This window comes from Agrobacterium sp. ST15.16.055, assembly GCF_027956555.1.
In the GTDB taxonomy this organism is placed as follows: domain Bacteria; phylum Pseudomonadota; class Alphaproteobacteria; order Rhizobiales; family Rhizobiaceae; genus Agrobacterium; species Agrobacterium salinitolerans.
Map to the genome: position 1 here is coordinate 92,104 of NZ_JAQKGN010000005.1, position 25,449 is coordinate 117,552.

The 25,449-nt window shown below is 59.4% G+C and carries 24 protein-coding genes; 15 read left to right on the forward strand and 9 right to left on the reverse strand.

The window, feature by feature from the left end; translation table 11 throughout:
• Positions 1 to 69: 69 nt before the first annotated feature.
• From PL599_RS10200 to PL599_RS10210, 3 genes are all read right to left on the reverse strand, one after another.
• On the reverse strand, positions 70 to 1,149 hold the full coding sequence (locus PL599_RS10200; protein ID WP_269824000.1) for a YcjF family protein: 1,080 nt from the start codon (positions 1,147 to 1,149) through the stop codon (positions 70 to 72).
• Positions 1,146 to 2,624 carry a YcjX family protein gene (locus tag PL599_RS10205; RefSeq protein WP_269823999.1) on the reverse strand — a complete coding sequence of 493 codons (1,479 nt, stop codon included), beginning with the start codon at positions 2,622 to 2,624 and terminating at the stop codon, positions 1,146 to 1,148. The genes PL599_RS10200 and PL599_RS10205 overlap by 4 nt, the downstream gene beginning before the upstream one ends.
• 128 nt (positions 2,625 to 2,752) lie before the next feature.
• Complete coding sequence (locus PL599_RS10210) at positions 2,753 to 3,229, reverse strand: SixA phosphatase family protein (protein ID WP_269824032.1); 477 nt, start codon at positions 3,227 to 3,229, stop codon at positions 2,753 to 2,755.
• Positions 3,230 to 3,531: 302 nt separating this feature from the next.
• On the opposite strand from PL599_RS10210, the gene dksA reads away from it, so the two are divergent.
• Positions 3,532 to 3,951, forward strand: coding sequence for an RNA polymerase-binding protein DksA (gene dksA, locus PL599_RS10215; protein ID WP_003496274.1), 420 nt, complete (start codon positions 3,532 to 3,534; stop codon positions 3,949 to 3,951).
• 111 nt (positions 3,952 to 4,062) lie between these two features.
• On the opposite strand, the gene PL599_RS10220 is transcribed toward dksA, so the two are convergent.
• Positions 4,063 to 5,310: a flagellar biosynthetic protein FliO gene (locus PL599_RS10220; RefSeq protein ID WP_269823998.1), complete on the reverse strand. Its 1,248-nt coding sequence runs from the start codon at positions 5,308 to 5,310 to the stop codon at positions 4,063 to 4,065.
• A 687-nt stretch (positions 5,311 to 5,997) separates the two neighbouring features.
• Between PL599_RS10220 and cckA the strand changes: the two genes are divergently transcribed.
• From cckA to PL599_RS10245, 5 genes are all read left to right on the forward strand, one after another.
• Complete coding sequence (cckA, locus tag PL599_RS10225; protein WP_269823996.1) at positions 5,998 to 8,586, forward strand: cell cycle histidine kinase CckA; 2,589 nt, start codon at positions 5,998 to 6,000, stop codon at positions 8,584 to 8,586.
• 283 nt (positions 8,587 to 8,869) lie between these two features.
• Positions 8,870 to 9,226 carry an ATP-dependent Clp protease adapter ClpS gene (clpS, locus tag PL599_RS10230; protein ID WP_003502541.1) on the forward strand — a complete coding sequence of 119 codons (357 nt, stop codon included), beginning with the start codon at positions 8,870 to 8,872 and terminating at the stop codon, positions 9,224 to 9,226.
• Between the two features lie 10 nt (positions 9,227 to 9,236).
• Positions 9,237 to 11,750 carry an ATP-dependent Clp protease ATP-binding subunit ClpA gene (gene clpA / locus PL599_RS10235; RefSeq protein ID WP_142912160.1) on the forward strand — a complete coding sequence of 838 codons (2,514 nt, stop codon included), beginning with the start codon at positions 9,237 to 9,239 and terminating at the stop codon, positions 11,748 to 11,750.
• Positions 11,751 to 11,917: 167 nt separating this feature from the next.
• A complete protein-coding gene (locus tag PL599_RS10240) occupies positions 11,918 to 12,676 on the forward strand; it encodes an AzlC family ABC transporter permease (RefSeq protein ID WP_269823995.1) in 759 nt (252 codons plus the stop codon).
• The gene (locus PL599_RS10245) at positions 12,673 to 13,017 is read left to right on the forward strand and encodes an AzlD domain-containing protein (protein ID WP_020810566.1); all 345 of its coding nucleotides are present in this window, start codon (positions 12,673 to 12,675) and stop codon (positions 13,015 to 13,017) included. Before PL599_RS10240 ends, PL599_RS10245 begins: the two co-directional genes overlap by 4 nt.
• A 12-nt stretch (positions 13,018 to 13,029) precedes the next feature.
• Here the strand turns inward: PL599_RS10245 and PL599_RS10250 are convergent, their stop codons facing one another.
• On the reverse strand, positions 13,030 to 13,893 hold the full coding sequence (locus tag PL599_RS10250) for a LysR substrate-binding domain-containing protein (RefSeq protein ID WP_271359052.1): 864 nt from the start codon (positions 13,891 to 13,893) through the stop codon (positions 13,030 to 13,032).
• A gap of 110 nt (positions 13,894 to 14,003) precedes the next feature.
• Here PL599_RS10250 and PL599_RS10255 point away from each other — a divergent pair, with 110 nt between their 5' ends.
• Positions 14,004 to 14,855 carry an urea carboxylase-associated family protein gene (locus PL599_RS10255; RefSeq protein ID WP_269823993.1) on the forward strand — a complete coding sequence of 284 codons (852 nt, stop codon included), beginning with the start codon at positions 14,004 to 14,006 and terminating at the stop codon, positions 14,853 to 14,855.
• 125 nt (positions 14,856 to 14,980) lie between these two features.
• Here the strand turns inward: PL599_RS10255 and PL599_RS10260 are convergent, their stop codons facing one another.
• The 4 genes from PL599_RS10260 to PL599_RS10275 are packed head-to-tail and all read right to left on the reverse strand — an operon-like array spanning position 14,981 to position 17,832.
• On the reverse strand, positions 14,981 to 15,412 hold the full coding sequence (locus PL599_RS10260) for an HIT family protein (protein WP_077982382.1): 432 nt from the start codon (positions 15,410 to 15,412) through the stop codon (positions 14,981 to 14,983).
• Between the two features lie 22 nt (positions 15,413 to 15,434).
• Positions 15,435 to 16,628, reverse strand: a complete 1,194-nt coding sequence (locus tag PL599_RS10265) for a GNAT family N-acetyltransferase (protein ID WP_269823992.1) — start codon at positions 16,626 to 16,628, stop codon at positions 15,435 to 15,437.
• Positions 16,625 to 17,365, reverse strand: a complete 741-nt coding sequence (locus PL599_RS10270) for a glycerophosphodiester phosphodiesterase (protein ID WP_269823991.1) — start codon at positions 17,363 to 17,365, stop codon at positions 16,625 to 16,627. Before PL599_RS10270 ends, PL599_RS10265 begins: the two co-directional genes overlap by 4 nt.
• The gene (locus PL599_RS10275; RefSeq protein WP_137410241.1) at positions 17,362 to 17,832 is read right to left on the reverse strand and encodes a RidA family protein; all 471 of its coding nucleotides are present in this window, start codon (positions 17,830 to 17,832) and stop codon (positions 17,362 to 17,364) included. Before PL599_RS10275 ends, PL599_RS10270 begins: the two co-directional genes overlap by 4 nt.
• A 116-nt stretch (positions 17,833 to 17,948) precedes the next feature.
• Here PL599_RS10275 and PL599_RS10280 point away from each other — a divergent pair, with 116 nt between their 5' ends.
• The 8 genes from PL599_RS10280 (at position 17,949) to rseP (ending at position 25,289) form a co-directional block, all read left to right on the forward strand.
• Complete coding sequence (locus PL599_RS10280; protein ID WP_269823990.1) at positions 17,949 to 18,791, forward strand: cell envelope integrity EipB family protein; 843 nt, start codon at positions 17,949 to 17,951, stop codon at positions 18,789 to 18,791.
• Positions 18,792 to 18,984: 193 nt separating this feature from the next.
• Positions 18,985 to 19,752, forward strand: coding sequence for a 30S ribosomal protein S2 (rpsB, locus tag PL599_RS10285; RefSeq protein ID WP_003496241.1), 768 nt, complete (start codon positions 18,985 to 18,987; stop codon positions 19,750 to 19,752).
• 358 nt (positions 19,753 to 20,110) lie between these two features.
• Positions 20,111 to 21,037, forward strand: a complete 927-nt coding sequence (tsf, locus tag PL599_RS10290; RefSeq protein WP_077982378.1) for a translation elongation factor Ts — start codon at positions 20,111 to 20,113, stop codon at positions 21,035 to 21,037.
• A gap of 97 nt (positions 21,038 to 21,134) precedes the next feature.
• Positions 21,135 to 21,857 carry a UMP kinase gene (pyrH, locus tag PL599_RS10295; RefSeq protein WP_077982942.1) on the forward strand — a complete coding sequence of 241 codons (723 nt, stop codon included), beginning with the start codon at positions 21,135 to 21,137 and terminating at the stop codon, positions 21,855 to 21,857.
• Between the two features lie 61 nt (positions 21,858 to 21,918).
• Positions 21,919 to 22,476 (forward strand): ribosome recycling factor, encoded by a 558-nt coding sequence (frr, locus tag PL599_RS10300; RefSeq protein WP_004441558.1) that lies wholly within the window; start codon positions 21,919 to 21,921, stop codon positions 22,474 to 22,476.
• A gap of 65 nt (positions 22,477 to 22,541) precedes the next feature.
• Positions 22,542 to 23,285, forward strand: coding sequence for an isoprenyl transferase (locus PL599_RS10305; RefSeq protein ID WP_077982377.1), 744 nt, complete (start codon positions 22,542 to 22,544; stop codon positions 23,283 to 23,285).
• The gene (locus PL599_RS10310) at positions 23,285 to 24,118 is read left to right on the forward strand and encodes a phosphatidate cytidylyltransferase (protein WP_077982376.1); all 834 of its coding nucleotides are present in this window, start codon (positions 23,285 to 23,287) and stop codon (positions 24,116 to 24,118) included. Before PL599_RS10305 ends, PL599_RS10310 begins: the two co-directional genes overlap by 1 nt.
• A gap of 49 nt (positions 24,119 to 24,167) precedes the next feature.
• Positions 24,168 to 25,289 (forward strand): RIP metalloprotease RseP, encoded by a 1,122-nt coding sequence (gene rseP, locus PL599_RS10315; protein WP_165691200.1) that lies wholly within the window; start codon positions 24,168 to 24,170, stop codon positions 25,287 to 25,289.
• The last annotated feature ends 160 nt before the right edge of the window (positions 25,290 to 25,449 follow it).

Genomic DNA, 25,449 nt, shown 5'->3' on the forward strand with positions numbered 1-25,449 from the left:
ATGCTTGGTTTATTTCGCTCTCATTTACGGCTTCATCCGTAACCTTTTGAACCGCGAATGCCCGGCGGATCAGGCTCTTTCAGTGTTTTTTCCACCGCTTAAATCAGGTGTGAGGTCGGACATGAAATCGCCGATGCCCGGCCGCTTCACCGCCCTGAACGGCAGCGGACGGCAAAGGTCCATGGCGGCGATGCCGATTCGCGCCGTCATCAGGCCATTGATGACGCCTTCGCCGAGGCGGGCGGAGAGTTTCGAGGCAAGGCCATGGCCGAGAACCTGCTGGGCAAGCCCGTCGCCAACGGCGATCGAGCCGGTGACGGCAAGATGGGCGACGACATCGCGCAGGAGCTTCAACATGCCGAGCGTGCCGGGACGGCCGCCATAAAGCTCCGCCATGGCGCGCACCAGCCGCGTCACTTCAAACAGCACATAAGCGAGATCGACCACCGCGCGCGGGCTGACGGCGGTGACGACGGAGACGCGCTTGGACGAATTGAGAATGAGGGCGCGGGCCTGCCGGTCGAGCGGAACGAGCAATTCACGTTCGGCAAGCTCGATCAGATGCGGGCCGTCGATCACGTCGTTTTCCGTTTCCTTCAGCGCCGCACGTCCCTTTGCCGTTTCAGCCCGGTGGGAGAGGACGGCATTCAGGCGGGTGACGATGGCGCGTGCGGGTTTCGGGCTCTTGTCGAGTGTCGCCGTCTCGGCATCGGCCTTCAAGGATTGCACGGCGTTGAGCCGCATGATGCCGAAGACCTCGCGGCCGACAAGGGCGAGAACGGCGAAAAGCGCCACAATAAGAGCGATAGTGGCTGTGTAACCCAGCCAGTCGGAACGGGAGAACAGGTTGCGGATGAGTTGATCCGCCCACAGCCCGAAGGCAAGCGAGAACAGGACGCCAAGCGCGCCGAGCGCAAGCTTGCCGAAGGAGAATCGGCTTTTCTTCGGAGACGCCACCGGCAGCGTGGCCGCATCAATCTCCTCAGGCGCCAGAAACGGATCGTCCTCGTCGGGCGTCAGCGAAATTTCGGTGTCGAAGCTGCGCGGCGCGCGTTTCTGCGCGGCGGACGGTCGCGCCGCGTCTTCGGTCTCGAGCGAGAAAGCGGCGGGACGGCGTGTCTGCGGATCGTTTTGTGTGGGAACCTTCATGCGAGCTTGTCTCCGAACAGGAACTGCATGGCGCGGTCGAGCCTGATATGGGGAACGGAAAGCCGGATGCCGCCACTGCCCGGCTCGTCGATATTGGGCGGGCGAAAACGCACGACATTGACGTCAGGCAGTGTCGCCTTGTCGCCATCCTGGTCGATGCTGCGGAACAGCGGTTCCGGATCGTCGGGCAGGTCGCCCGGGAAGATCGCCGTCTTGCGATTGCCGTCGAACGTCTCGCCATTGATGGTTTCACCCGCCATCGGCGTGCCGACGATGACGGGAAGCTCGTGGCCGTCCTGCCGCACGCTTGCCTCACGGGTGGCGCGCACGGAGGCAAGCGCCATGACCTCGATGCCGGCGCCATTCATTCCTATAGTGGTGATGGCGCGGTCCACCAGACGTCGGGTCAGGCGCTCCAACCGGTCATGGCTTTCGTGATGCAGGTGATCGGCTTTGGTGGCGGCGATCAGCACCTTGTCGATGCGTCGGCCGATCAGCGATGACAGCAGGCTGTTGGTGCCGGGGCGGAAACAGGCAAGAACATCGCCGAGCGCCCGTTCCAGATCCTGAACAGCTTCCGGTCCGCGATTGACGGCCTGCAGCGTGTCGATCAACACGATCTGACGGTCGAGGCGGGCGAAATGCTCGCGGAAAAAGGGTTTGACCACAATCGACTTATAGGCATCGTAGCGCCGTTCCATCATGGCGCGCAGCGAGCCCTTGGGCGCCTTTTCGTCTGTCAGGCCCGGAAGCGGTGCGAAGGTCAGCGCCGGCGATCCCTCCAGGTCGCCGGGCATCAGGAAACGGCCGGGCGGCAAGGTGGAAAGCGACCTCTCGTCGGATTTGCAGGCCTTCAGATAGGCCGCGAAGCTTTCGGCCAGACGACGGGCCGTCATTTCATCGGCGGGCGCGTTGATATCGAGCGAGGAGGCGATAGCCAGCCATTCTTGCGCCAGTTCGGCGCGGATGCCGCTCCCGGCAAGGGCGACCGTCGAGTCGCTGAACTGTTTATAGTCCTGCGACAGAAGCGGGAGGTCGAGCAGCCATTCGCCGGGATAATCGACGATATCGATGGAGAGCTTGCCGGCCGAAAACCATCGGCCCCAACCGCTGGCGCTCTGATAATCCAGCGTTATCCGCAATTCCGAGATCGCCCGTGTCGAATCCGGCCAGAGCCTGTCGCGTACCAGCGCCTGGATGTGGTCTTCATACTGGAAGCGGGGTATGGCGTCGTCCGGTTGCGGTTCGAGGCGAACATTCGAGACGCGCCCGGATCGCATGGCCTCGAACAGCGGCAACCGGCCGCCATTCAGGAGGTTATGGACGAGGGAGGAGATGAAAACCGTCTTGCCCGCCCGCGAAAGGCCGGTGACGCCAAGCCGCAATGTCGGATGGGTGAGGTTGCTCGCACGGTCGGCCAGATTGTCGAGAGCGATCAACGCGCTGTCTGTCAGGGACGTAAGGGAAGGCGGCAATGGCAGTTTCCTGGCTGTTTTTCACGGTCACGGCTTCATATAGGAAGTTGCGGCTGGCCAAAAAAGAAGCGCTCCAGCGGGTTTTCGGCAGCGATGCCTGCCGGCGCCGCTGTTGCCCGCGGCGGCAGCTATTTACCCGGTGCGAGGAAATCGATCAGCCGCCAGCGATTTTTACCGATTGCGGCGCTGTCGTCCTGATCCAGAACCGCAAGACCCGATGTGGGAAAACCCGAGGGCAGGGCGGCATGCAGCAGATCCTCGCCGATCATGGCTTCCAGCGTTGCTTCCATGGTGGGGTTGTGCCCCACCAGCATCACCGACTGCACCTCCGTCTGCGCGGCGATGAGCGACAGATAGGTCTCGCTGCGGGCATTATACATCTCATCGACGTAGAAGATGTTTACGGCTTCGTTGAAGGCACGCTGCCAGGCCTGCGTAGTCTGCCGGCAGCGCGCGGCGGTGGATGACAGAAGCAGATCGGGACGGTAGCGCCGGTCGGCGGCAAGGTCGGCGATGACCTCCGCCTCGGCAAAACCCGCTTCGTTCAATCCCCGGTCGAAATCCCGCTCTCCCGGCGCCGCCCAAGCGGCCTTGGCGTGACGCAGAAGGTAAACTCGGCTCGGGGAAGATGCTGTCAAGGGCGGGGACCGGCGTTCGAATGTCAGGGCACAGGTTGAATGCTACAGGATAGGGTTGCAGGACCGCAAGTCCTCTTTCCTGTTGGTAAGTCGCGTTGAAGTGATTGAAGAAGAGTTCGCTTCAATACGAATAAAGGATAAAAAATAGTCATTTAGATGATTTTTGTGTCAGTTTTAAAAATGCCTGAAAACTGATCTGCAGACTTGAATCGTTGACTATCATTGGAGTATACACCGCCGCATTGAGATGTTCTTCGAGGAGAATCGCGTTGAGTGAGAAGATCGATCTTAGCAAATATGTGCTCTCGGAAGACGATGAGTTCATGAATGCCAGCCAGCGGGCTTACTTCCGCGCGAAGCTGGTCGCCTGGAAAAATGACATCCTGAGAGAAGCGCGCGAGACCCTCGGACATCTCGCCGAAGAAAGCGCCAACCACCCTGATCTTGCCGATCGGGCTTCTTCCGAAACGGACCGTGCGATTGAACTTCGCGCCCGTGACCGTCAGCGCAAGCTGATTTCCAAGATCGATGCGGCTCTTCAGCGGATCGAAGACGGCACTTACGGTTACTGCGAGGAAACGGGTGAGCCTATCGGCCTCAAGCGTCTGGACGCCCGCCCGATTGCAACGCTTTCCATCGAGGCGCAGGAGCGTCACGAGCGTCGCGAAAAAGTCTATCGCGACGAATAAGGCGCTGCGGCCGGCAGGTCGGCGAATCGCATGACAAATAAATTAAGGGCACGGAAATCGCTTCCGTGCCCTTTTTCTATTTCAAATTTCTGGCCGGAAGACCTGCGCCCGTCAGCGGTCGCGGGTCACGGAAAGTTCCCCGAAGATACGCGCCATTTCCTTCTGCATGTCTCCATCCGGTGAAGCGCCGGTGACAGGCGGGGAAGCTGGCTGCGGCTTGATCTGCTTTTCCCCGACAGGGGCGATGGACGGTTCGTTATCCGCCTTGCTCTTGGCGATCTCCGCCTCGAGGAAGCTTTCGAAATCGCTGGCGAGCTCATCGGAAAATTTCGGCTCGGCGTCGTTCGAAGCCACTGCCGGATTTTCAGGCTTGGGCGGGAAAGGTGCGGGCGGCGTCGTCTGTCCCGGCTTCAGGTCTGGAAGGACGCGCTCCCGCGCAGCGTCGAGAAAATCGGCGGCGATGGACTGGTCGATCACCGGCTCTCGCGCGGCAAAGACCGGCGGGGCGAATTCCGCAGTCCGTTCTTCCGCCTTTGCCTCGACGGGCGCCGGTGCAGGTATCGGCGGTGCGACCGGCGCCGGAGCCTGCACGACGGGCTCGGCACGCCTTGGCTCCGTTCGGGCCGCCGCCATGTCGAGCGATGCCGCCGCCATCGGCAAGACGGCAGCGACCGGAGCCGTTGCAACCGGTATCGGCGGCGGTGTGGCGCGCGCGGTCTCCCGCTCGGGTGCCGCCTGTCGTGCCGGCGGCGCGGTTTCGCGCGCCGGTGCAGGCGTGCGTACGGGCTGCGGCTGGGTCGATGGGCGTGGAGGAAGCTGAGCGGCGGCCGCCGCAACGGGTGCTGGACGCGGGGACGGCGCAGGTGCCGACGGCTCCGGCCGCTGTGCTTGCTTCACGGGTTCTTCAGGCACGGAAACGGGAGCCGCAGCCGCAACGGGCTGCTGTTGCGGCAGGGCGGGGCGACGTTCCGGCTGGATCGCCGGCTCGGCTCTCTTCTGCTCGCTTTCCTGGCGCGGGAGCGCCTTCAATTCCGGCTCCTGCACGTCCCTGACAATGGGGATCGCGCCTATACCGCTCTCGATGACGATATCTGTAGGGCCGCCGATCATGACGAGATGCTCGACATTGTCACGGCGCACCAGCACCAGACGGCGGCGTGCGTCCACGGCTGTCGCATCGAGGACCTGCAGGCGCGGCTGCCGGTTGCGGCCGCCTCGAATGAAAGGGGCCGAACCGCTGCGTCTGCGCAGAAGCCACAGCGCAATCGCCAGAATGAGCAGGGCCACACCCACTCCAACAACGGCGACGATGAGACGGTTTCCATAAGCGCCGATAAAATCTTCCATCATGGAGATCATCCCTTCAGATTTTTTGGCTTTTTCGTTTCTTGGGCAATTAATATTGCCGTGGTTCTTATAATGTGAACATCAAGCAGGAAAAGACGATTTTTTTAGGCCCGATACAAGGTTTATTGATTTCGCCCACAGGATTGCCGCCTCAACCGTAACGACGCCACCAACGCGCCAGATCTCGTCCTTCAATGCTGAAAGACAGTGAAAGTTGCAATTCTTTTGCCGAAGGAGCGTTCCGGGATGTCACAGTCATTACGCATCGATAGCTCCCGAGCGCTGCGTTTGATGCGTATTGTTTTTCTGTTGCCATCGTTTTACGCGTTTCTATCTTCGATGGCGTGGGCCGAAGACAAGGCGCCGGATAGCGCAGCGACCATGGCGGAGTTCGTGCGCGACAATCCTTCCTGTGTCGACTTCACGGACGGATGCTCGGTTTGCACCGTCACCGATGGCAAGATCGTCTGTTCCGCGCCACGCATTCAATGTCAGGTAAAGGCGTTGACCTGTACCAGGCCGTAGTCTTTTAAGGCTTTTATACACCTTTCAGGCCGTTTTCGCTGTGCGTTTTTAAGCCTTTGTGGCCTGGCGGAGCTTTTTGCCGGTCAACCGAGTTGCTACAAGAAATTTTAGTGTCCGATTCCGTCAAGGGAATAGGGCTGACCGAATGACGACCTGCACGACTGCGAGGCCAAGATGACACGGGTGCGCGATACAAGCGACAACGACCTTCCGCTGGTGGACAGGCGCGCCCGTTCCGGCACCGTCTTGCGCATTCTGCTTCTGGCGCTGGTTCTGATCGCCGCCGCCGCCGCCTTCGTCTATTTCAGGGATCAGCTGGAAAACGAAATCGTGCTCGGCATACTCGGCGTGCTGGCCATGATGGGCATTTTCTTTCTGGTCTCGTCAATCATCGGTTTCATCGAGGTCATGCCGCAGTCGCAATCGGACGGCCTTGCCCGCCGGTTTCTCTCGGCGCACCCGGAAGGCACGCTCATCACCGACGCCAAGGGGCATATGGTCTACGCCAACGCCACCTATTGCCGGATGAGCGGCACCACCAAGGCGAGCGATATCCAGAGTCTCGAAACGCTCCTGTCGCGCAGCCGGGAATCGACCGAAGCGCTCTACCGGCTCATCAACGTGCTGCGCGAAGGCCGCGAAGGCTACGAAGAGTTCCGGTTGCTGAAGCCGCTGGGCGAGGAATCCAATGCGGGTCCGCACTGGTACAGGCTGAAGGGCCGGGTGCTAAAGGATGCGGGCGGCGAGGGGCTGCACGTCTTCCAGATCGCCGATATCACGCCGGAGCGCGAGGATCAGGAGCGCTTTTTCCGCGAATTGCAGAACGCCATCGATTACCTCGATCACGCCCCGGCCGGTTTCTTTTCCGCCGGACGCAAGGGCGAGATCGTTTATCTGAACGCCACCCTGTCAGAATGGCTCGGCATCGATCTCGCACAGTTTTCACCCGGTTCCATGACCGTTTCCGATATCGTCGCCGGCGAGGGCATGGCGCTTATCGAATCGGTGCATCCGCAGGGCACGGCGAAGCGCACTGAAATCCTCGACCTCGACATGCGACGGGTGAACGGGCAGAGCATGCCGGCTCGCCTCGTGCATCAGGTCACCTCGAAGGATGGCGCGCCCGGTGAGAGCCGCACCATCGTCCTGAAGCGCCCCAAGGGGCAGGAGGATACGGAATCCTCCTCCGCCATGCGTTTCACCCGCTTTTTCAACAATACGCCGATGGCGATCGCCTCGCTTGACGGCGAAGGCCGCATCCTGCGGATCAACGCGCCCTTCCTGAAATTGTTTTCCGGCGTCGTCGGACGCGATGATATCGACCGCGGCGTGGCGCTTGAGACCATTCTTCACGACAATGAGAAGCCGAGGCTCGAGCAGGCGCTGGCCGAGGCAAAGGACCGCCAGGGCGATATTGCCCCCTTCGATTCCCGTCACCCGAGCGACGAAGGCCGGCATTTCCGATTCTACGTCAACGCTGTCATCGATCAGGACGATGAAGCGCCGGAAGAAGTGGCGATCGTCTATGCCATCGAGGTGACGGAGCAGAAGGCACTCGAGACCCAGATGGCGCAGACCCAGAAGATGAATGCGGTCGGTACGCTGGCGGGCGGCATCGCCCACGATTTCAACAATGTGCTCACCGCCATTCTGCTGTCGTCCGATCATCTGCTGCTGCAGGCGCGGCCCGCCGACCCGAGCTTCGCCGACCTCATGGAGATCAAGCGCAACGCCAACCGCGCGGCCGTGCTGGTGCGCCAGCTTCTGGCGTTCTCGCGCAAGCAGACCATGCGTCCGGCCATCCTCAACCTGACGGATGTGATCGGCGATCTGCGCATGCTGGTGGACAGGCTTATTTCCGGCACGAATGTCAAGCTGGAGGTCGATTATGGCCGCGATCTCTGGCCCGTGAAGACGGATCTCTCGCAATTTGAGCAGGTGCTCATCAATCTCTGCGTCAATGCGCGCGACGCCATGCCCGACGGCGGCAAGATCACCATCCGGACGCGTAACGTCGACGCGAAGGAAATAGCAGCGCTTGGCCGTCCGGAATTCCCGGCCGAGGACATGGTGATGGTGGAAGTCGCCGATAACGGTACGGGCATTCCGCCGGAGATCATGGACAAGATTTTCGAGCCCTTCTTCACCACCAAGGAAGTCGGCAAAGGCACCGGCCTTGGCCTGTCCATGGTCTATGGCATCGTCAAACAGTCGGGCGGTTACATCTATCCCGAATCGGAGGTGGGCAAGGGCACCGCCTTCCGCATCTACCTGCCGCGCCATGTGGTGGAGGCCGTTCAGAACAACGGGCAGCAGCCCGGCGCAGCGGCGCTTGCTCCGGCCATCGCAGCCGAGCCGGTGAAGGAAGAGCCGCTGGACCTCACCGGCAAATCCGCCATCGTGCTTCTGGTGGAGGATGAGGAAGCGGTGCGGCGCGGCGGTAAGCGCATGCTGGAAACCCGCGGCTATACCGTGCACGAGGCCGGCTCCGGCACCGAAGCTCTGGAGGTGATGGAGGAGTTGGAAGGCAAGGTCGATATCGTCGTTTCCGACGTCGTGATGCCGGAAATGGACGGTCCGTCGCTGTTGCGAGAACTGCGCAAATCCTATCCGGACCTGAAATTCATCTTTGTTTCGGGTTATGCCGAAGATGCCTTCGCAAAGAACCTGCCTGCCGACGCCAAGTTCGGTTTCCTGCCGAAGCCCTTCTCGCTCAAGCAGCTGGCCATCGCCGTTCGAGAAATGCTCGACGAAAAGGAATAAGGTCCGCGGCGGCGAACCGGATTCGGCTGCGCCGCGACCTGTCGCGTCCATTGGCATCGGGCTTGAAAAATGCACCTCGACGGCAGGTTCGTTTTTTCCTGCGCCCTCGCTGCCCCCATATTCGCACTTTTCCCGAGGTTTGCCTCTTTGCAAACGCAATAGTGATTGCACCCTTGCGCAAGGGGCTTAAAATCGCATCTCAACGACCTAGATATGGAGAGGCGAAGTTCTCCCTCCTGGCAATCAGCTGTCGGTTTGAGAACAGTTTGGAGAATGATGAAAGATGATCGCTAAGCCGATCTACATGCAGGGCGAAGGCGAAGGGGAAGACGGCGGCGGCACCAACCGCGGAACGTCTGTTATCACCCGCGTCAAGCCGAAAACGAAAAGACCGAATTTGTACCGTGTTCTTTTACTGAATGACGATTACACTCCCATGGAATTCGTCATCCATATTCTGGAACGGTTTTTCCAGAAGGATCGCGAGGCTGCAACCCGCATCATGCTGCACGTGCACCAGCACGGCGTGGGCGAATGTGGGGTGTTTACATATGAGGTCGCAGAGACGAAAGTAAGCCAGGTCATGGATTTCGCCCGACAGCACCAGCACCCGCTGCAGTGCGTCATGGAAAAGAAATGAGGATCGCAACGTGCCAACTTTTTCCCCGAGTCTCGAGAAGGCGCTGCACCAGGCACTGACCTTTGCAAATGAGCGTCACCACGAATATGCGACGCTCGAACATCTCCTTCTGGCGCTGATCGACGACGCGGATGCCGCAGCCGTCATGGGCGCCTGCAATGTCGATCTGGATGCTCTTCGCAAGACTGTCAGCGATTACGTCGACAATGAATTGACCAACCTCGTCACCGGTTATGACGAGGATTCCAAGCCCACATCCGGCTTCCAGCGTGTCATCCAGCGTGCCGTCATCCATGTTCAATCGTCCGGCCGCGAGGAAGTGACGGGCGCGAACGTGCTTGTGGCCATTTTTGCCGAGCGCGAAAGCCATGCCGCCTATTTCCTGCAGGAACAGGAAATGACCCGTTACGACGCGGTCAACTACATCTCCCACGGCATTGGTAAGCGCCCCGGCACGTCGCAGACGCGCCCGCCGCGCGGCGCCGATGAGCCGGAAAGCGAGAACAAGCCGAACCGAAGCAATCCGGAAGAGGACGGTTCGTCCGCCAAAAAGCAGCAGGATGCTCTGAAGGCTTATTGCGTCAATCTCAACGAGAAGGCCAAGAACGGCAAGATCGACCCGTTGATCGGCCGACACGACGAGGTCAACCGCACGATCCAGATCCTCTGCCGCCGCTCCAAGAACAACCCGCTTTATGTGGGTGATCCGGGCGTGGGCAAGACGGCGATTGCCGAAGGCTTGGCCAAGCGTATCGTCGAAGGCAAGGTGCCGGAAGCGCTTGCCAATGACACCATCTTCTCTCTCGACATGGGCACGCTGCTGGCCGGCACCCGCTATCGCGGTGATTTCGAGGAGCGGCTGAAGCAGGTCGTCAAGGAACTCGAGGAGTTTCCGGGCGCGGTTCTGTTCATCGATGAAATCCACACCGTCATCGGTGCCGGCGCCACTTCCGGCGGCGCGATGGATGCATCCAACCTCTTGAAGCCTGCCTTGTCTTCTGGCGCGATCCGCTGCATCGGTTCGACCACTTATAAGGAATATCGCCAGTTCTTCGAAAAGGACCGTGCGCTCGTTCGTCGTTTTCAGAAAATCGACGTCAACGAGCCGTCGATCGATGACGCAATCGCCATCATGAAGGGCCTGAAACCCTATTTCGAGGACTACCACCACCTCAGATATTCCAACGAGGCGATCAAGGCTGCCGTCGAATTGTCGGCCCGCTATATTTCGGACCGCAAGCTGCCGGATAAGGCGATTGACGTGATCGACGAGACCGGTGCCGCACAGATGTTGCTGCCTGTTTCCAAGCGTCGCAAGCTGATCACCGAACGGGAAATCGAGGCCACCATCGCGACGATGGCCCGTATTCCCGCGAAGACGGTTTCCAAGGATGACGAGATGGTCCTCGCCAATCTTGAAAAAGAACTGCGCTCGGTCGTTTATGGTCAGGACATCGCCATTGAGGCGCTCGCCACGGCCATCAAGCTGGCGCGTGCGGGCCTGCGAGAACCGAACAAGCCAATCGGCTCCTATGTCTTTTCCGGCCCGACGGGCGTGGGCAAGACGGAAGTGGCCAAGCAGCTTGCCGCTTCGCTCGGCGTCGAGATGCTGCGCTTCGATATGTCGGAGTATATGGAGCGTCATACCGTTTCGCGCCTGCTCGGTGCGCCTCCCGGTTATGTCGGCTTCGATCAGGGCGGTCTCCTGACCGATGGCGTCGATCAGCATCCACATTCCGTGGTACTGCTGGACGAAATCGAAAAGGCGCACCCTGATATCTACAACATCCTGTTGCAGGTGATGGACCATGGCTCGCTGACCGACCATAACGGCAAGAAGATCGACTTCCGCAACGTCATCCTGATCATGACGACCAATGCGGGTGCATCCGAGATGGCGAAATCGGCGATCGGTTTCGGCTCTTCGCGCCGCACGGGAGAGGACGAAGAGGCGATCAACCGCCTGTTCACGCCGGAGTTCCGCAACCGTCTGGATGCGATCATTCCGTTCTCGCCGCTGCCGACCGCCGTTATCCACAAGGTCGTGCAGAAGTTCGTCATGCAGCTGGAAACCCAGCTGTCTGAGCGCAACGTCACCTTCGATCTGCATGAAGATGCGATCTCCTGGCTGGCGGAGAAGGGTTACGACGAGAAGATGGGCGCCCGCCCACTGTCGCGCGTGATCCAGGAAAACATCAAGAAGCCGCTTGCCAATGAAATCCTCTTCGGCAAGCTCAAGAAGGGCGGCGTCGTCAGCGTCACCGTCGGTAAGAAGGATGACGGCTCCGAAGGTCTCATACTCGAGGTTCTGCCGGAGACCGCACCCGTGAAGCCGCAGCCGGAGGCCGAGTTGAAGGCGGCCAAATCGCCCGGCAAGGCAAAGGCCAAGACGAAACCTGCATCCAAGGCGGCTAAGGCCAATGAAGAGGCGGATGTTCTTGTTGCCGAGGCCGACAAGTCGGACGATGACAGCAAGCCGCGGCGCAAGACCAATGCGGTGCCGAAAGTGCCGAAGAAGAAATGATCGAGGTCTTCGACCGATAAACCGATGCCGGGCGAAAGCCCGGCATTTTCATGTATGAAGCGCGTCGCGTTTTTCCCTGATGCCTGCGACGCTCTTTTTTATTTTATGCATGACGTTACCCCGAAGCTGCGGCACAGTTTCGGGTGATATGCACAAGTGGGTCAGCAATGCAGACTGCCGACAGCGATACCATCCCCATGAGTGGCTGGTTTTTCCGGGGAATGCGGGGCATATTTTCGCTGCCCTCGCTCATTCTGATGACATCTTTTGTCGGTTTCAGCGCCTTCGCGCTGGAATCCGGTGTCGCGCGCGGTGAAGCCGTGTTCATGACGCTGATGATCTGGGCCCTGCCGGCCAAGATGATCCTGATCGGCTCCATGGTCGGCGGCGCCAATCTTGCTGCCTGCTTTCTGGCGGTGACGCTGTCGTCGGTCCGGATGATGCCGATGGTCGCCTCCATCGTTCCGGAAATGCGCGGCGCGAAGACGCCGACATGGATTTTGCTGTTTCTGTCGCATTTCGTTGCGATCACGGCCTGGGTCTTTGCCACGCAGAACCTCTCCAGGGTGCCGCGTGAAGCCCGCGCCGCCTGGTTCGCTGGTTTTGGCATGACGCTCACCGTGGTCAATGCCATCATCGTCGGCCTGTGTTACGGCGTCGTCGCCGCCTTTCCACCACTCGTCGCCGGCGTGCTGTTTTTTCTCACACCGGTCTATTTCGTGGCATCGATCTGGGCTTCGGCCCGTCATTCCGTCGTCAAGGTCGCCTTCGTCATCGGCGTCATCGCCGGGCCCGCCTTCGCGGTCATCGCACCGGAATTCGATATTCTCTATGCCGGGATAGGCGGGGGCACGGCTGCCTATCTGATCGACCGCCTCGTGTTCCGCCGCCGGATAAAACCCGTCTCACCGGAGAGCGAACCATGATGACCGAACATTGGTGGGCGCCCTATCTCTTCATCGCGATTGCCGGCTGGCTGGCGACCGATCTCTGGCGGTGGCTCGGCGTTCTCGCCGGTAACCGCCTGAAGGAGGATTCCGAAGCGCTGCACTGGGTGAGGGCGGTCGCCACGGCGCTCGTTATGGCCGTCACCGCCAAGCTGATCGTCTTTCCAACCGGAACGCTGGAAGCATCCCCCCTGTGGCTGCGCATCGGCGCTGCCGCACTCGGTTTCATCGCTTTTCTGATGGCAGGCCAGCGGGTCATCGTCGGTGTGGCGGTGCCGATCCTGCTTCTGGCGGGTGGGTTGTTCGCGCTCGGTTTCTGAGATTGGTTTACGTCAGAGACCGCTCCGGCGGGCTTCCGCAACAAGCCAATCCGCAAGAAGTCTAGCCGGTGCGGTCATCTCGTCTGCTTCCATCAGCCAGTAATATTTCTCCGTATCCGTCGCCCGATCGAAGAGGACGATCAGTTGACCTTCGGCGATCTCTTTGTTAAACAGCGCCGTCGGGCAGAGGCCAATACCTTGACCGGCTTTGAGCGCGGTCACGAGCAGATTGAAATCCGCAAAAACCGGACCGGCGTTATCGGGCAGGGATATTCCCCCGGCTGCGAACCAGTTCTGCCAAGCCGCCTCGGTGTCGTCATGCAGCAATTCCGCTCCTAAGAGGCTGTCAATATTGTCGAAAGGACCGAATTTAGCGACATAGCCCGGCGCGCATGTCGGTCGCGTCTCTGCGCTGAAAAGCGCGACCGCATTTTCCCCGGACGCGACGCCATGCCCTATGGTGAGATCGGCCGGTATTGCTTGATGCGCACCGGAATAGCTGATGGATACCTGTATATCGGGGTAAAGCGCCCGAAAGCGAGGCAGGCGGGGCGTCAGAAAATGCGCGACGACTGAGGGCAGGCTGGCAAGGCGAACGGTCATGCGGTCACGGCCCTGACGGATCCGGGCGGCGCCAGAGGCAATCTGGCGTAGGGCAGTCGAAACCGTCGTGCCGAATTCCTTTCCGGCCGGGGTAAGCCTCACACCCCTCGCATGCCGCTCGAACAGCGCTACACCGAGCCATGCCTCCAGATTGCGCACATGCTGGCTGACGGCAGTTGCCGTCATGCCGAGTTCCTGCGCAGCCAGAGAAAAACTCGTTCTTCTGGCTGCGGCTTCGAATGCCCGGAGGGTGGTGAGCGGCGGTAATTTCATGGTGTCTCAAGGGTAAGTAAGACTTGGCCTGAGCGCAAGAAAAACCCGTCTTGTCAGGCGCGCACACATGGCGCAATTTCGCCTCGAGATTTTGATTGCTCGAGGATTTCATGACCCCCTTGACCGCCACCGAACCCGTCGACGCCGCTGAACGCCGCGCCGTCCGTCCTGTTGTCGTTTATCCGAACGGGACGCTTGAAATGCCGGACCTTGCACGTCTGGAAGAAGCCAAACGAAGCATGGAAAAGATCGATGAGGTCATCGTGCCGCCGCGTGACGGCCGCACCTTCAACGTTCCGAAGGGGCATTTTTTTCGCATCGTAAGCGTTGAAGGTCCGCAGGTCGGAGACCTGAACCTCTGGAACGCCCATGATCTGACCGAGCGGTTTTTCAGCGGCAAGACCCGCGCCCTGCACGCCACCCATGTTTCGGTCGGCAACCGGCTGTGGAGCAACCTGCCGTCCCTGCGGCCGATGGCGACGATCACCCATGACACGCTATCGTGGTACGGTTTCGATGAAGACGGCGGCGGTGTGCATGACGTAATCGGCACACGCTGCGATCCCTATACCAACAAGCTCCTGAGCGGCGGCGATTACCACCATTGCTGCCATTCCAATCTGACCAATGCGCTGGCCTCCTCAAGGGGCCTGTCATTCCGGCAGGCGGAACCGCATGTGCATGACGTCCTCAATGTCTTCATGTGCACGGGTTTCACCCGCGACACACGCCAATATTTCATGAAGGCGAGCCCGGTGCGTCCGGGTGATTATCTGGAGCTTTTCGCCGAGATCGATCTTATCGGCGCGCTTTCCGCCTGTCCGGGCGGTGATTGCAGCGCCACGCATTCAAGCGATACGGCGGCCTGTTATCCGCTGAAGGTGGAAATATTCCGGCCCGATATGACGGCGCTTGAAGGCTGGCCGTGGCCGGAGAGGAATGCTTACCGCTCTCCGGAATGATCAGTCCGAAAACCGCTCCTGCGTCATGCTCGGGCCTGTCCCGAGCATTTGCAACCGATTGATTTCCGATACGAGGTTGGGTCCTCGGCGCAAGGCCGAGGATAAAGTCGCATACCAGGCAACCATCACGAAGCAAGCGCGGCCTTTATCTTCTCCGCGTGGGCCTTCAATATGTCGCCATCGGCCATCACGCCGGAATGCGGCTTCAGCGGCTCGCCTTCCTTGCGCGGAATGACGTGGAAATGCAGATGGAAAACGGTCTGGCCAGCCGCCGGCTCGTTGAACTGCGCGATGAAGACGCCATCGGCATCGAAGGCTTCCTTTGCCGCCACCGCCAGTTTCTGCACGACGGGAATGGTCCTCGCCAGCACTTCCGGGTCGGCATCGAGCAGGTTGCGGGAGCCGGTCTTGGGAACAACGAGCAGATGGCCGGGGGCCTGCGGCATCACATCCATGAAAGCAAGTGTATGCTCGTCCTCGTAAAGCTTGTGACACGGAATTTCGCCGCGCAGGATTTTTGCGAAGATATTGTTGTCGTCATAGGCGCTGGCCGTCATCGTGATCTCTCCTCATGGCGGACTATATGTCCGGTTCCTGTCTCTCGCCCCTGCGGAAGGGCGTGTGTTCATCAAGATAATCGCCGATATGCTCGACCTCTTCGCGCTCCCGCTGAAGATAATCGGCAATGGCGCGGCGCAGGCCTGGGTGGACAATGAAATGCGCCGAGTGGGTGGTGACTGGCACGTAACCGCGCGCCAACTTGTGTTCGCCTTGGGCGCCGGCCTCCACGCGTTTCAATCCCTTCGCCAGCGCGAAATCGATCGCCTGATGATAACAGACCTCGAAATGCAGAAAGGGGTGATCCTCGATGCAGCCCCAGTGGCGGCCATAAAGCGCGTCCGAGCCGATGAAATTGATCGCACCGGCAATATAACGTCCCTCGCGTTTCGCCATCACCAGCAGCACATCATCGGCCATGCGTTCGCCGATCAGCGAATAAAACTCCCGGGTCAGATATGGCCGGCCCCATTTGCGACTGCCGGTATCCATATAGAAGGCGAAGAACTGGTCCCAGATATCCTCGGTCAGGTCGCTTCCCGTCAGCCAGTCGATCTCGATGCCTTTTTCGAGTGCGGCGCGGCGTTCTTTCTTCAGCCCCTTGCGCTTGCGTGAGGAAAGGGCGTCAAGAAAATCATCGTGGTCGCGATAACCGTCATTGATGAAGTGGAACTGCTGGTCAGTCCTGTGCAGGAAATCGCGGGGCAGAAGGGCGGACAGATCGCCCTCTTCCAGAAATGTCACATGTGCCGAGGAGACGCCGATCTTCTCCGTCACCTGGGCAAGACCGGAGGCCAGTAACGTCTTGAATCGGGTCTCGTCCTCGATTTCTGAAACGAGCAGACGTGGCCCGGTTGCGGGTGTGAAGGGCACTGAACATTGCAGTTTAGGGTAATAATGCCCGCCCGCCCGTTCGAAAGCATCCGCCCACCCGTGGTCAAAGACATATTCGCCCTTGCTGTGGTTCTTCAGATAGGCCGGCACCGCTCCGACGAGAACACCGGAGGCGTTTTCAAGAAGCAGATGGTGCCCGAGCCAGCCGGTTTTGGCTGTCGCCGATCCCGATTCTTCCATGGATGATAAAAATTCATGGGAAATAAAGGGGTTGTAGATTTTTCCTGACGTATTGCGCGAGGTTCCGGAAAGCCGTTTCCAGCTTTCCGGATCGATATCCCTGAAGGATTGCGCAATGCTGATGGAATAGTCTTCTGTCATGCCGTAGCGGATGGGTTCTCTCTCGGGTCGAAACCTTCGAATGTCATCTGGTCCGCATATTTATAAGTAGTCTTGCGCGCATTTTCATCCCTGACCGTCCAGGTAATCACCGGAAGGCCAAGTTTTCTTTGCGCCTCGATGAAGCTGTTGGGTAGATGACCCCAATGATAGGAGATAAAATCGAGCCCCATCTGCATCGCTTCGTCATGTTTAAAGAAGTCCTCCGGCTTGTCGCCTTCGGCCGTGAGCCCGAGCGGCCAGGGCGAGCCGGCCGCCTTCAGATCTCTCAGCAGATGGTGGTCGAAGCTCATCAGCGCGACGTGGCCCTTATAGCCCTCGAGGTCTTCCAGCACCGCCTCGGCAAAACCGTCGTCGACGCCTTCGCCTTCGCGGCCCTTCAGCTCGATGACGAGCGGCACCTTGCCGGCGCAGAGCACCAGAAGTTGCTTGAGGGTAGGGACGCGATCCTTGGTTTGCCCAACGGAAAGCATCGCCAGCTCTGCCGAGGTGCGTTCACGCACATCGCCTTTGATGCCGGTCAGCCTCTCCAGGTCGTGGTCATGGAAAACCACCGGCACGCTGTCCGCTGCCAGCTGAACGTCGCATTCTATGGCGAAACCGGCTTCGATGGCGCGGGAAAACGCGGAAAGCGTGTTTTCCCAGACCGCCTTGTTGAGATCATGATAACCGCGATGGGCGACGGGCTGAGCCGTCAACCAGGAGAGTTTCAGCGTCATACGTCGATTTCCACGATGGCGTCGATTTCGACAGCGGCATTGAAGGGCAGGCAAGCCATGCCGACGGCGGCGCGGGCGTGTTTGCCGGGCTCACCGAGAACATTGGCAATGAGATTGGAAGCGCCGTTGATGACAAGGTGCTGCTCCACGAACTCCGGAACCGACGCGACAAAGCCATTCAGCTTGATGACACGACGGATTTTCGAGAGATCGCCATTCAAAGCGGCCTTGACCTGTGCGAGAATGTTGACGGCGCATAATTCTGCCGCGCGCTGGGCGCTGGCAACGTCGACATCACGGCCAACAAGGCCCGTCACCGCAATCTTGCCCGATTCCATCGGCAGTTGACCTGATACATAAAGAAGATTGCCGCTGATGGTGAACGGAACGTAGTTTGCGGCTGGTGCTGCGGCGACAGGAAGCGTAAAGCCAAGTTCCTTGAGGCGGCCTTCGATGACGTCAGACATTTTCGTCTCCGGTTTTGTTGTAAATCCTTCAAGAATCCGGCATTCAGAAGATGTTGATCCAAAAGCCGGGTGGTTGCTTGTACAATATGAGCAGCGAGTCCAACAGGAGATATTGTATGTTTGTCAGGACGCTGGGTTTCGTTGCCGCAACAGGGCTTATGACCGGCCTGTCAAACGCTGCCAATGCCTTGCCCGTCGCGGTTCCTGATCTCGTATCGCACCGCGCCGTCTACGATCTCGAACTCAAGGATGCGTCTGACCGTTCCGGCATCGAGGGCATGACCGGCCGCATGGTCTATGAATTCACCGGCTCTGCCTGTCAGGGTTACAAGACGGATTTCCGTTTCGTGACGCAGATCAGCACTGGCGACGCCGTGCGCATGACCGACCAGCAGACCACCACCTTCGAAGATCTCGCGGCCAAGAAATTTACCTTCGAGACCAAGTCCTACACCGACGACAAGCTGGACAAGGAAGTGCAGGGGGCGGCGATCGACGGCACTGACGGCGTGAAGGTCGATCTGACCCGGCCGGATGCCCGCCAGGTCAGCCTCGTCGCCAGCGAATTCCCGACGCAGCATATGTTTCAGGTCATCGAACATGCAAAGCAGGGAAAACGCATCTTCGAATCCCGCATTTTCGACGGTTCCGATGATGGCGATGAAAGCCTGATCACGTCCACCCTGGTCGGCAAGTCGCAGATGCCGAAGGATGGCGATGCCGATGCCGGCAAGGCTGGCGAATTCGCCAAAGCGGCATTCTGGCCGGTGACCATCGCCTATTATAACGACAAGACCGGCACCGACGCCCTGCCGATTTACCGCATGTCGTTCAAGCTTTACGAAAACGGAATCACCCGCGATCTGACGATGGATTACGGCGATTTCGTTCTGACGGGAAAGCTTACGAAGCTCGATATTCTCAAGCCAGAAACCTGCGAAAACAAGCCGGTTCGCTGAAACGCGGGCCGTTCTCGCGGTTTTTTCGCATAAATGCTTGCATTTTCATGCGGGCAACTGTATGCGGCTCACCATTCCACACGCGAAGCTTGGGATGTTCCGGGAGAAATCCGGTTCGTTCCGCCCGGTGGTGTCGATGAAAATTGGCGCTGTTCGCTTCGCGGGGGTTAAACCGGAAAAGGAGTAACAAGGCATGGCATTGCCCGATTTTTCTATGCGTCAGCTTCTGGAAGCTGGTGTTCACTTCGGCCACCAGACGCACCGCTGGAACCCGAAGATGAAGCCGTACATCTTCGGCGACCGTAACAACATCCACATCATCGACCTGGCTCAGACCGTTCCGATGCTGTCGCGCGCCCTTCAGGTCGTGTCCGACACCGTTGCCCGTGGCGGCCGCGTTCTGTTCGTCGGCACCAAGCGCCAGGCGTCCGAAATCATTGCCGACAGCGCAAAGCGTTCGGCCCAGTACTACGTCAACTCCCGCTGGCTCGGCGGCATGATGACCAACTGGAAGACCATCTCCAACTCGATCCAGCGCCTGCGCAAGGTCGACGAGATCCTGAACTCGGAAGCTTCCGGCTACTCCAAGAAGGAACGCCTGAACCTTGAGCGCGAGCGCGAAAAGCTCGAAAAGGCTCTCGGCGGTATCCGCGATATGGGCGGCGTACCTGACCTGATGTTCATCATCGACACCAACAAGGAAAAGATCGCGATCGAAGAAGCCAAGCGTCTTGGCATTCCGGTCGTTGCGATCATCGACAGCAACTGCGACCCGGATCACATCGACTACCCGATCCCCGGTAACGACGATGCGTCGCGCGCCATTTCGCTTTATTGCGACCTGATCGCCCGCGCTGCCATCGACGGTATCGCACGTCAGCAGGGCGCTTCCGGCCGCGACATCGGCGCTTCCGAAGAAGCTCCGATCGAGCCCGCTCTCGAAGACGAGGCTGGCGCCTGATCTAGGCCCTGTCTGGCGGCGATTTCTTAATCGCCGTCTCCTCGACCAGGATATGACAAGGCCGTCAAAGACCTTCAATGGGTTGACGGCCTTGTTCGTTTCTAACCGCTCCGCCATGGGTTTTTAAAAACCGCAGGCGTCCGATGTGGTTGGAACGGCAGGCAGTCTTCATAACGCTGTCACACTAGAGCGGCACCCATCATTTCGATGTTTGGCGACGCCGCAGCACTTGGGAATGCGCATGCCCCTTGCCGGACTTCCGGGTTTCAAAGGGTGTGCGGCCGGGTACAGTCATCACCCAGAACTTCGGCACGGCGAATTCAGCCGGCTGACCGATCGAACCGATAAGAGGCACACAATGACCGAAATCACAGCCGCAATGGTGAAGGAACTGCGCGAAAAGTCTGGCGCAGGCATGATGGACTGCAAGAAGGCTCTTGCTGAGACCAATGGCGACATGGAAGCGGCAATCGACTGGCTGCGCGCCAAGGGCATCGCAAAGGCCGACAAGAAGTCCGGCCGCACGGCTGCCGAAGGTCTGGTCGGTGTCGCCACCATGGGTCACAAGGCTGTTGTCGTTGAGCTGAACTCCGAAACCGACTTCGTTGCCCGCAACGATGCGTTTCAGGACCTCATCCGCGGTATCGCCCAGGTCGCCCTCACCACCGATGGCACCGTTGACGCCGTTTCCGCCGCCACCTACCCGGCAACCGGCAAGTCCGTTGCCGACAGCATCAAGGATGCAATCGCCACCATTGGTGAGAACATGACGCTGCGCCGCTCGGCTGCACTCGAAGTGCCGCACGGCGTTGTTGCGACCTACATTCACAACGCTGCCGGCGACGGCATCGGCAAGCTCGGCGTTCTCGTTGCCCTGAAGTCGGAAGGCGACAAGGCCGTTCTGAACTCCATCGGCCGTCAGGTTGCCATGCACATCGCTGCGACCAACCCGCTCGCCATCCGCGCTGAAGAAGTTGACGCCGCTGTTGCCGAGCGCGAGCGCAACGTCTTCATCGAACAGGCCCGCGAATCCGGCAAGCCGGAAGCCATCATCGAAAAGATGGTCGATGGCCGCATGCGCAAGTTCTTCGAAGAAGTCGCCCTTCTGTCGCAGGCTTTCGTCATCAACCCTGACCTGACCGTCGGCGACGCCGTCAAGGCAGCCGAAAAGGAAGCCGGCGCTTCCATCGAAGTGACGGGTATGGTTCGCCTGCTGCTCGGCGAAGGCGTCGAGAAGGAAGAAAGCGATTTCGCAGCAGAAGTCGCAGCCGTCGCCAAGGGCTGATTATATTTACCCAATCTTGGGAAAACGGGAGGGCATCGCGTGACAACGCGGTGCCCTTCGTGTATCCGCGTTTCGGTTACATTTCCGAGGAGTCATGATGTCTTCCAAGCCGATCTACAAACGTGTTCTTCTCAAGGCTTCCGGTGAAGCCCTCATGGGCGATCAGGGTTTCGGTATCGATGTGGCGGTGGCTGACCGCATCGCTTCCGATATCGCGCAGGCGAGGGCGATGGGCGTCGAAGTCGGTGTTGTCGTCGGGGGCGGCAATATTTTCCGCGGTGTCGCCGTGGCCTCCAAGGGCGGCGACCGCGTTACCGGCGACCATATGGGCATGCTGGCGACCGTCATCAACGCGCTGGCTCTCGCAACCTCGCTACGCAAGCTCAGCATCGATACCGTCGTTCTTTCCGCAATCGCCATGCCTGAAATCTGTGAAAGCTTCTCGCAACGTGCGGCACTCCATCATCTTGCGCAGGGGCGCGTGGTGATTTTCGCCGGCGGTACGGGCAACCCGTTCTTCACCACTGATTCCGCTGCTGCACTGCGCGCGGCCGAAATGGGCGCCGAAGCGATCTTCAAGGGCACGCAGGTGGACGGCATCTATTCCGCCGATCCGAAGAAGGACCCGACGGCGACCCGTTTCGACGAACTGACCCACAGTGAAGTGCTCGGCAAGGGGCTGGCGGTTATGGATGTCGCCGCCGTTGCGCTGGCCCGCGAAAACCACATTCCGATCATTGTTTTCTCGATCCACGAGAAGGGCGGTTTTGCGCAGATATTGACCGGCGGCGGCCGCAAGACCATCGTGCACGACAAATAATCAAAACGATGCCGCCTGAAGGGGCGATTACGGCCGCTGGCCGACAAGATGGAGTATCAAGATGAGTGGTGTTGACCTCAACGATATCAAGCGCCGTATGGATGGCGCCATCAATGCTTTCAAGAGCGATATCGCGTCGCTGCGCACGGGCCGCGCCTCGGCCAATATTCTCGATCCGGTCACCGTCGACGCCTATGGCTCGCGTGTGCCGCTCAACCAGGTGGCCAACATCACAGTTCCGGAGCCGCGCATGCTCGGCGTCAACATCTGGGACAAGTCGATGGTCAACGCCGTCGACCGTGCGATCCGCGAATCCAATCTCGGCCTCAACCCCATCGTCGACGGCCAGAACCTGCGCATTCCTCTGCCTGAACTCAACGAGGAGCGCCGCAAATCGCTCGTGAAGGTCGCCCATGATTATGCCGAAAAGTCCAAGGTGGCGATTCGCCATGTGCGTCGTGATGGCATGGATGGTCTGAAAAAAGCCGAAAAGGACGGTGACATCGGTCAGGACGAAAGCCGTGGACAGTCGGAAAAGGTTCAGAAAATGACCGATGACACGATTTCGGAAATTGACCGCTTGCTTGCCGAGAAGGAAAAGGAAATCATGCAGGTCTGACATCGTTCGCGATAGACCTGTATTTTATTCGTTTTAATTCCGCGCTGCCCTGTTACTGGATCGATATGCCGACGACGACACGTTCCTCCATTCCCGAGCACGTTGCCATCATCATGGATGGCAATGGACGCTGGGCAAAGCAGCGCGGTCTTCCGCGCGTGATGGGGCATCGCCGCGGTGTGGAGGCCGTGCGCGAGACCGTTCGCGCGGCCGGCGACTGCGGAATACGCTATCTCACGCTCTTTGCCTTCTCCTCGGAAAACTGGCGTAGACCCGAATCCGAGGTGAGCGATCTGATGGGGCTTTTGAAAGCCTTCATCCGGCGTGATCTTGCGGAACTGCACCGCGAAAATGTCCGCGTGCGGATCATCGGCGACCGGCAAGGGCTGAAGCACGACATACGCGCGCTCCTCGAAGAGGCGGAGCAGATGACGGCGGACAATACCAAGCTGACTCTGGTGATCGCTTTCAATTACGGCAGTCGCGACGAGATTGCGCGTGCGACAGCGGCGATTGCGCGCGATGTCGCCGAAGGCAGGATTAATGCCGAATCCATTACGCCGGAGATGATTTCGGCCAGACTAGACACGTCCGGTATGCCCGATCCGGATCTCATTATCCGCACCAGCGGCGAAGAGCGCCTGTCGAACTTCCTGCTCTGGCAGGCTGCTTATTCCGAGTTTCTGTTCGTTCCCGAATATTGGCCGGACTTCGACCGCCAGCGATTCTTTTCCGCAATCGAGCAATATGCAACGCGTGACCGCCGCTTCGGTGCACTCACCGAGCAGGTTGCCGTGGCAGGCGCCTGATGAGCCGTGAACTCAGACTGCGGATTGTGTCCGCAATCGTCATGGCGGCGGTCATTCTGGCCGCGACCTGGTATGGCGGCATTCTGTTCCGCATCGTTGCGGGCCTTCTGGCGATTCTCATCTATTATGAATGGTCGACGATTAGCCGGTTGTCGGAGTCGAACCCGACAGGCAACGCCTGGGGCTGGTTCGCGGTTGCCGTCATCGCCGGTAACACGATCTTCGGCGAATCCTCGCTCGATCTGCCTCTATTATCCGGCTTCACGCTGACCGCTGCGCTGTTTCCGATCCTGCGCGGCAAAAATTGGTGGCTGGTGGGTGGTATTTTTTATGCGGGCCTGAGCGGCATATCGCTCTCGGCCATCCGTGGTGACGAGCTGACGGGCTTCGTGTCCATCCTGTTCATCTTTGCCGTCGTCTGGTCGACGGATATTCTTGCCTATTTCGTAGGGCGCGCCATTGGCGGGCCGAAGCTCGCACCTTCGATCTCGCCCGGCAAGACCTGGTCTGGCGCCATCGGCGGGGCGGTGGCGGCCGTGATCGGCGGCGGCGCGGTGTCTATGGCCTATCACGGCAGGATCAGCGTGCTGGTGCTGGTGCTCGCTCTTATTCTTTCGGTATTCAGCCAGATAGGCGATCTCTTCGAATCCTTCGTGAAACGGCGTTTCCAGGTCAAGGATTCCAGCCATCTCATTCCAGGCCATGGCGGCTTCATGGACCGAGTTGACGGTCTTGTTTTCGCCTGCTTTGCGGTATTCCTCATAGCTTTCGTGCATGCGGCGGCAACCGGCGACGTGCCCGGATCGGGCGGCGGTCTGTTGCCGGGTTTCTGAGCGGCGCGAAAGGTCACGACACAAAGGGCAGATTGTCATGAACACAGTAATGGCGGCGACCGGTTTTCTGACCGGCTATATCGTGCCCTTCATCCTGGTGCTGTCGCTGCTCGTTTTTGTGCATGAGATGGGCCACTATCTTGTTGGTCGCTGGTGCGGAATCCGCTCCACCGCGTTTTCCATCGGTTTCGGCCCGGAGCTGATCGGTTTCACCGACAAGCGCGGCACGCGATGGAAAATTTCGGCGATTCCGCTCGGCGGTTACGTCAAGTTCTTCGGCGATGAGGATGCGGCGAGCAAGCCGGATAGTTCCGGCCTGTCGCATATGTCGCTGGAGGAGAGGGCGCAGACGCTTTCCGGTGCTAAGCTGTGGAAGAGGGCGGCCACGGTTGCCGCAGGCCCGATCGCGAATTTCATTCTCGCGATTCTCATCTTTGCGGTGCTCTTTGGCATTTATGGCCGGATGATCGCCGATCCGGTCGTGGCGGAAGTCCGCGAAAACAGTGCTGCTGCCGCAGCCGGCGTTCAACCCGGTGACAGGCTGGTGGCGATCGATGGCGAAAAAGTGATGACCTTCGAGGATGTCCGCCGTTATGTCGGCATCCGCCCGGGCACGCCGATCACCGTAACGGTTGAAAGGGCGGGCGAGGAGCTGAAGCTGCCGATGGTTCCGACCCGCACGGAGACAACGGACCAGTTCGGCAACAAGTTGGAAATGGGTATTATCGGCATCGTCACCGACCAGACCAGCGGTAACTTTCGCCATATTGAATATTCACCGTCTGAGGCGCTGGCCGAAGGTGTGCGCGAAACCGGCCACGTTATCACCGGCACCTTCAATTATATCGGCAATCTCGTGACTGGGCGCATGAATGCCGATCAGCTTGGTGGTCCGGTCCGGGTGGCGCAGGCGTCCGGCCAGATGGCGACACTCGGTATTTCCGCCGTTATCCAGCTTGCCGCCGTTCTTTCCGTCTCCATCGGTCTTTTGAACCTGATGCCTGTGCCGGTTCTGGACGGCGGGCACCTTGTGTTCTACGCCATCGAGGCCATTCGCGGCAGGCCGCTCGGTGCGGGCGCGCAGGAAGTCGCGTTCCGTATCGGAATGATGATGATTTTGGGCCTGATGGTTTTTGCAACATGGAACGATATCAGCAGCTTGATCGGCTGATGATTGTGTTTTAACGGTTTTGTTAGTGACTTGTTTACCGTGTTTATATGCCGAAGTGGCGAATGAGCCACTCTGAAGCACGAAGTAAACAGAATTTAACGTTCACGCTTGCTTGTAGGGGAAAAGCAGGTAAAACGACGCACATGGCCGGAGTCGGGTT

What these genes read in the sequence shown, in the direction of transcription:
- PL599_RS10200 (WP_269824000.1), bottom strand. Translation starts at nt 1,149, where the DNA reads ATGAAGGTTCCCACACAAAACGATCCGCAGACACGCCGTCCCGCCGCT.
- PL599_RS10220 (WP_269823998.1), bottom strand. Translation starts at nt 5,310, where the DNA reads ATGATCTCCATGATGGAAGATTTTATCGGCGCTTATGGAAACCGTCTC.
- cckA (WP_269823996.1), top strand. Translation starts at nt 5,998, where the DNA reads ATGACACGGGTGCGCGATACAAGCGACAACGACCTTCCGCTGGTGGAC.
- clpS (WP_003502541.1), top strand. Translation starts at nt 8,870, where the DNA reads ATGATCGCTAAGCCGATCTACATGCAGGGCGAAGGCGAAGGGGAAGAC.
- PL599_RS10240 (WP_269823995.1), top strand. Translation starts at nt 11,918, where the DNA reads ATGCAGACTGCCGACAGCGATACCATCCCCATGAGTGGCTGGTTTTTC.
- PL599_RS10245 (WP_020810566.1), top strand. Translation starts at nt 12,673, where the DNA reads ATGATGACCGAACATTGGTGGGCGCCCTATCTCTTCATCGCGATTGCC.
- PL599_RS10250 (WP_271359052.1), bottom strand. Translation starts at nt 13,893, where the DNA reads ATGAAATTACCGCCGCTCACCACCCTCCGGGCATTCGAAGCCGCAGCC.
- PL599_RS10255 (WP_269823993.1), top strand. Translation starts at nt 14,004, where the DNA reads ATGACCCCCTTGACCGCCACCGAACCCGTCGACGCCGCTGAACGCCGC.
- PL599_RS10260 (WP_077982382.1), bottom strand. Translation starts at nt 15,412, where the DNA reads ATGACGGCCAGCGCCTATGACGACAACAATATCTTCGCAAAAATCCTG.
- PL599_RS10265 (WP_269823992.1), bottom strand. Translation starts at nt 16,628, where the DNA reads ATGACAGAAGACTATTCCATCAGCATTGCGCAATCCTTCAGGGATATC.
- PL599_RS10270 (WP_269823991.1), bottom strand. Translation starts at nt 17,365, where the DNA reads ATGACGCTGAAACTCTCCTGGTTGACGGCTCAGCCCGTCGCCCATCGC.
- PL599_RS10275 (WP_137410241.1), bottom strand. Translation starts at nt 17,832, where the DNA reads ATGTCTGACGTCATCGAAGGCCGCCTCAAGGAACTTGGCTTTACGCTT.
- PL599_RS10280 (WP_269823990.1), top strand. Translation starts at nt 17,949, where the DNA reads ATGTTTGTCAGGACGCTGGGTTTCGTTGCCGCAACAGGGCTTATGACC.
- rpsB (WP_003496241.1), top strand. Translation starts at nt 18,985, where the DNA reads ATGGCATTGCCCGATTTTTCTATGCGTCAGCTTCTGGAAGCTGGTGTT.
- tsf (WP_077982378.1), top strand. Translation starts at nt 20,111, where the DNA reads ATGACCGAAATCACAGCCGCAATGGTGAAGGAACTGCGCGAAAAGTCT.
- pyrH (WP_077982942.1), top strand. Translation starts at nt 21,135, where the DNA reads ATGTCTTCCAAGCCGATCTACAAACGTGTTCTTCTCAAGGCTTCCGGT.
- frr (WP_004441558.1), top strand. Translation starts at nt 21,919, where the DNA reads ATGAGTGGTGTTGACCTCAACGATATCAAGCGCCGTATGGATGGCGCC.
- PL599_RS10305 (WP_077982377.1), top strand. Translation starts at nt 22,542, where the DNA reads ATGCCGACGACGACACGTTCCTCCATTCCCGAGCACGTTGCCATCATC.
- PL599_RS10310 (WP_077982376.1), top strand. Translation starts at nt 23,285, where the DNA reads ATGAGCCGTGAACTCAGACTGCGGATTGTGTCCGCAATCGTCATGGCG.
- rseP (WP_165691200.1), top strand. Translation starts at nt 24,168, where the DNA reads ATGGCGGCGACCGGTTTTCTGACCGGCTATATCGTGCCCTTCATCCTG.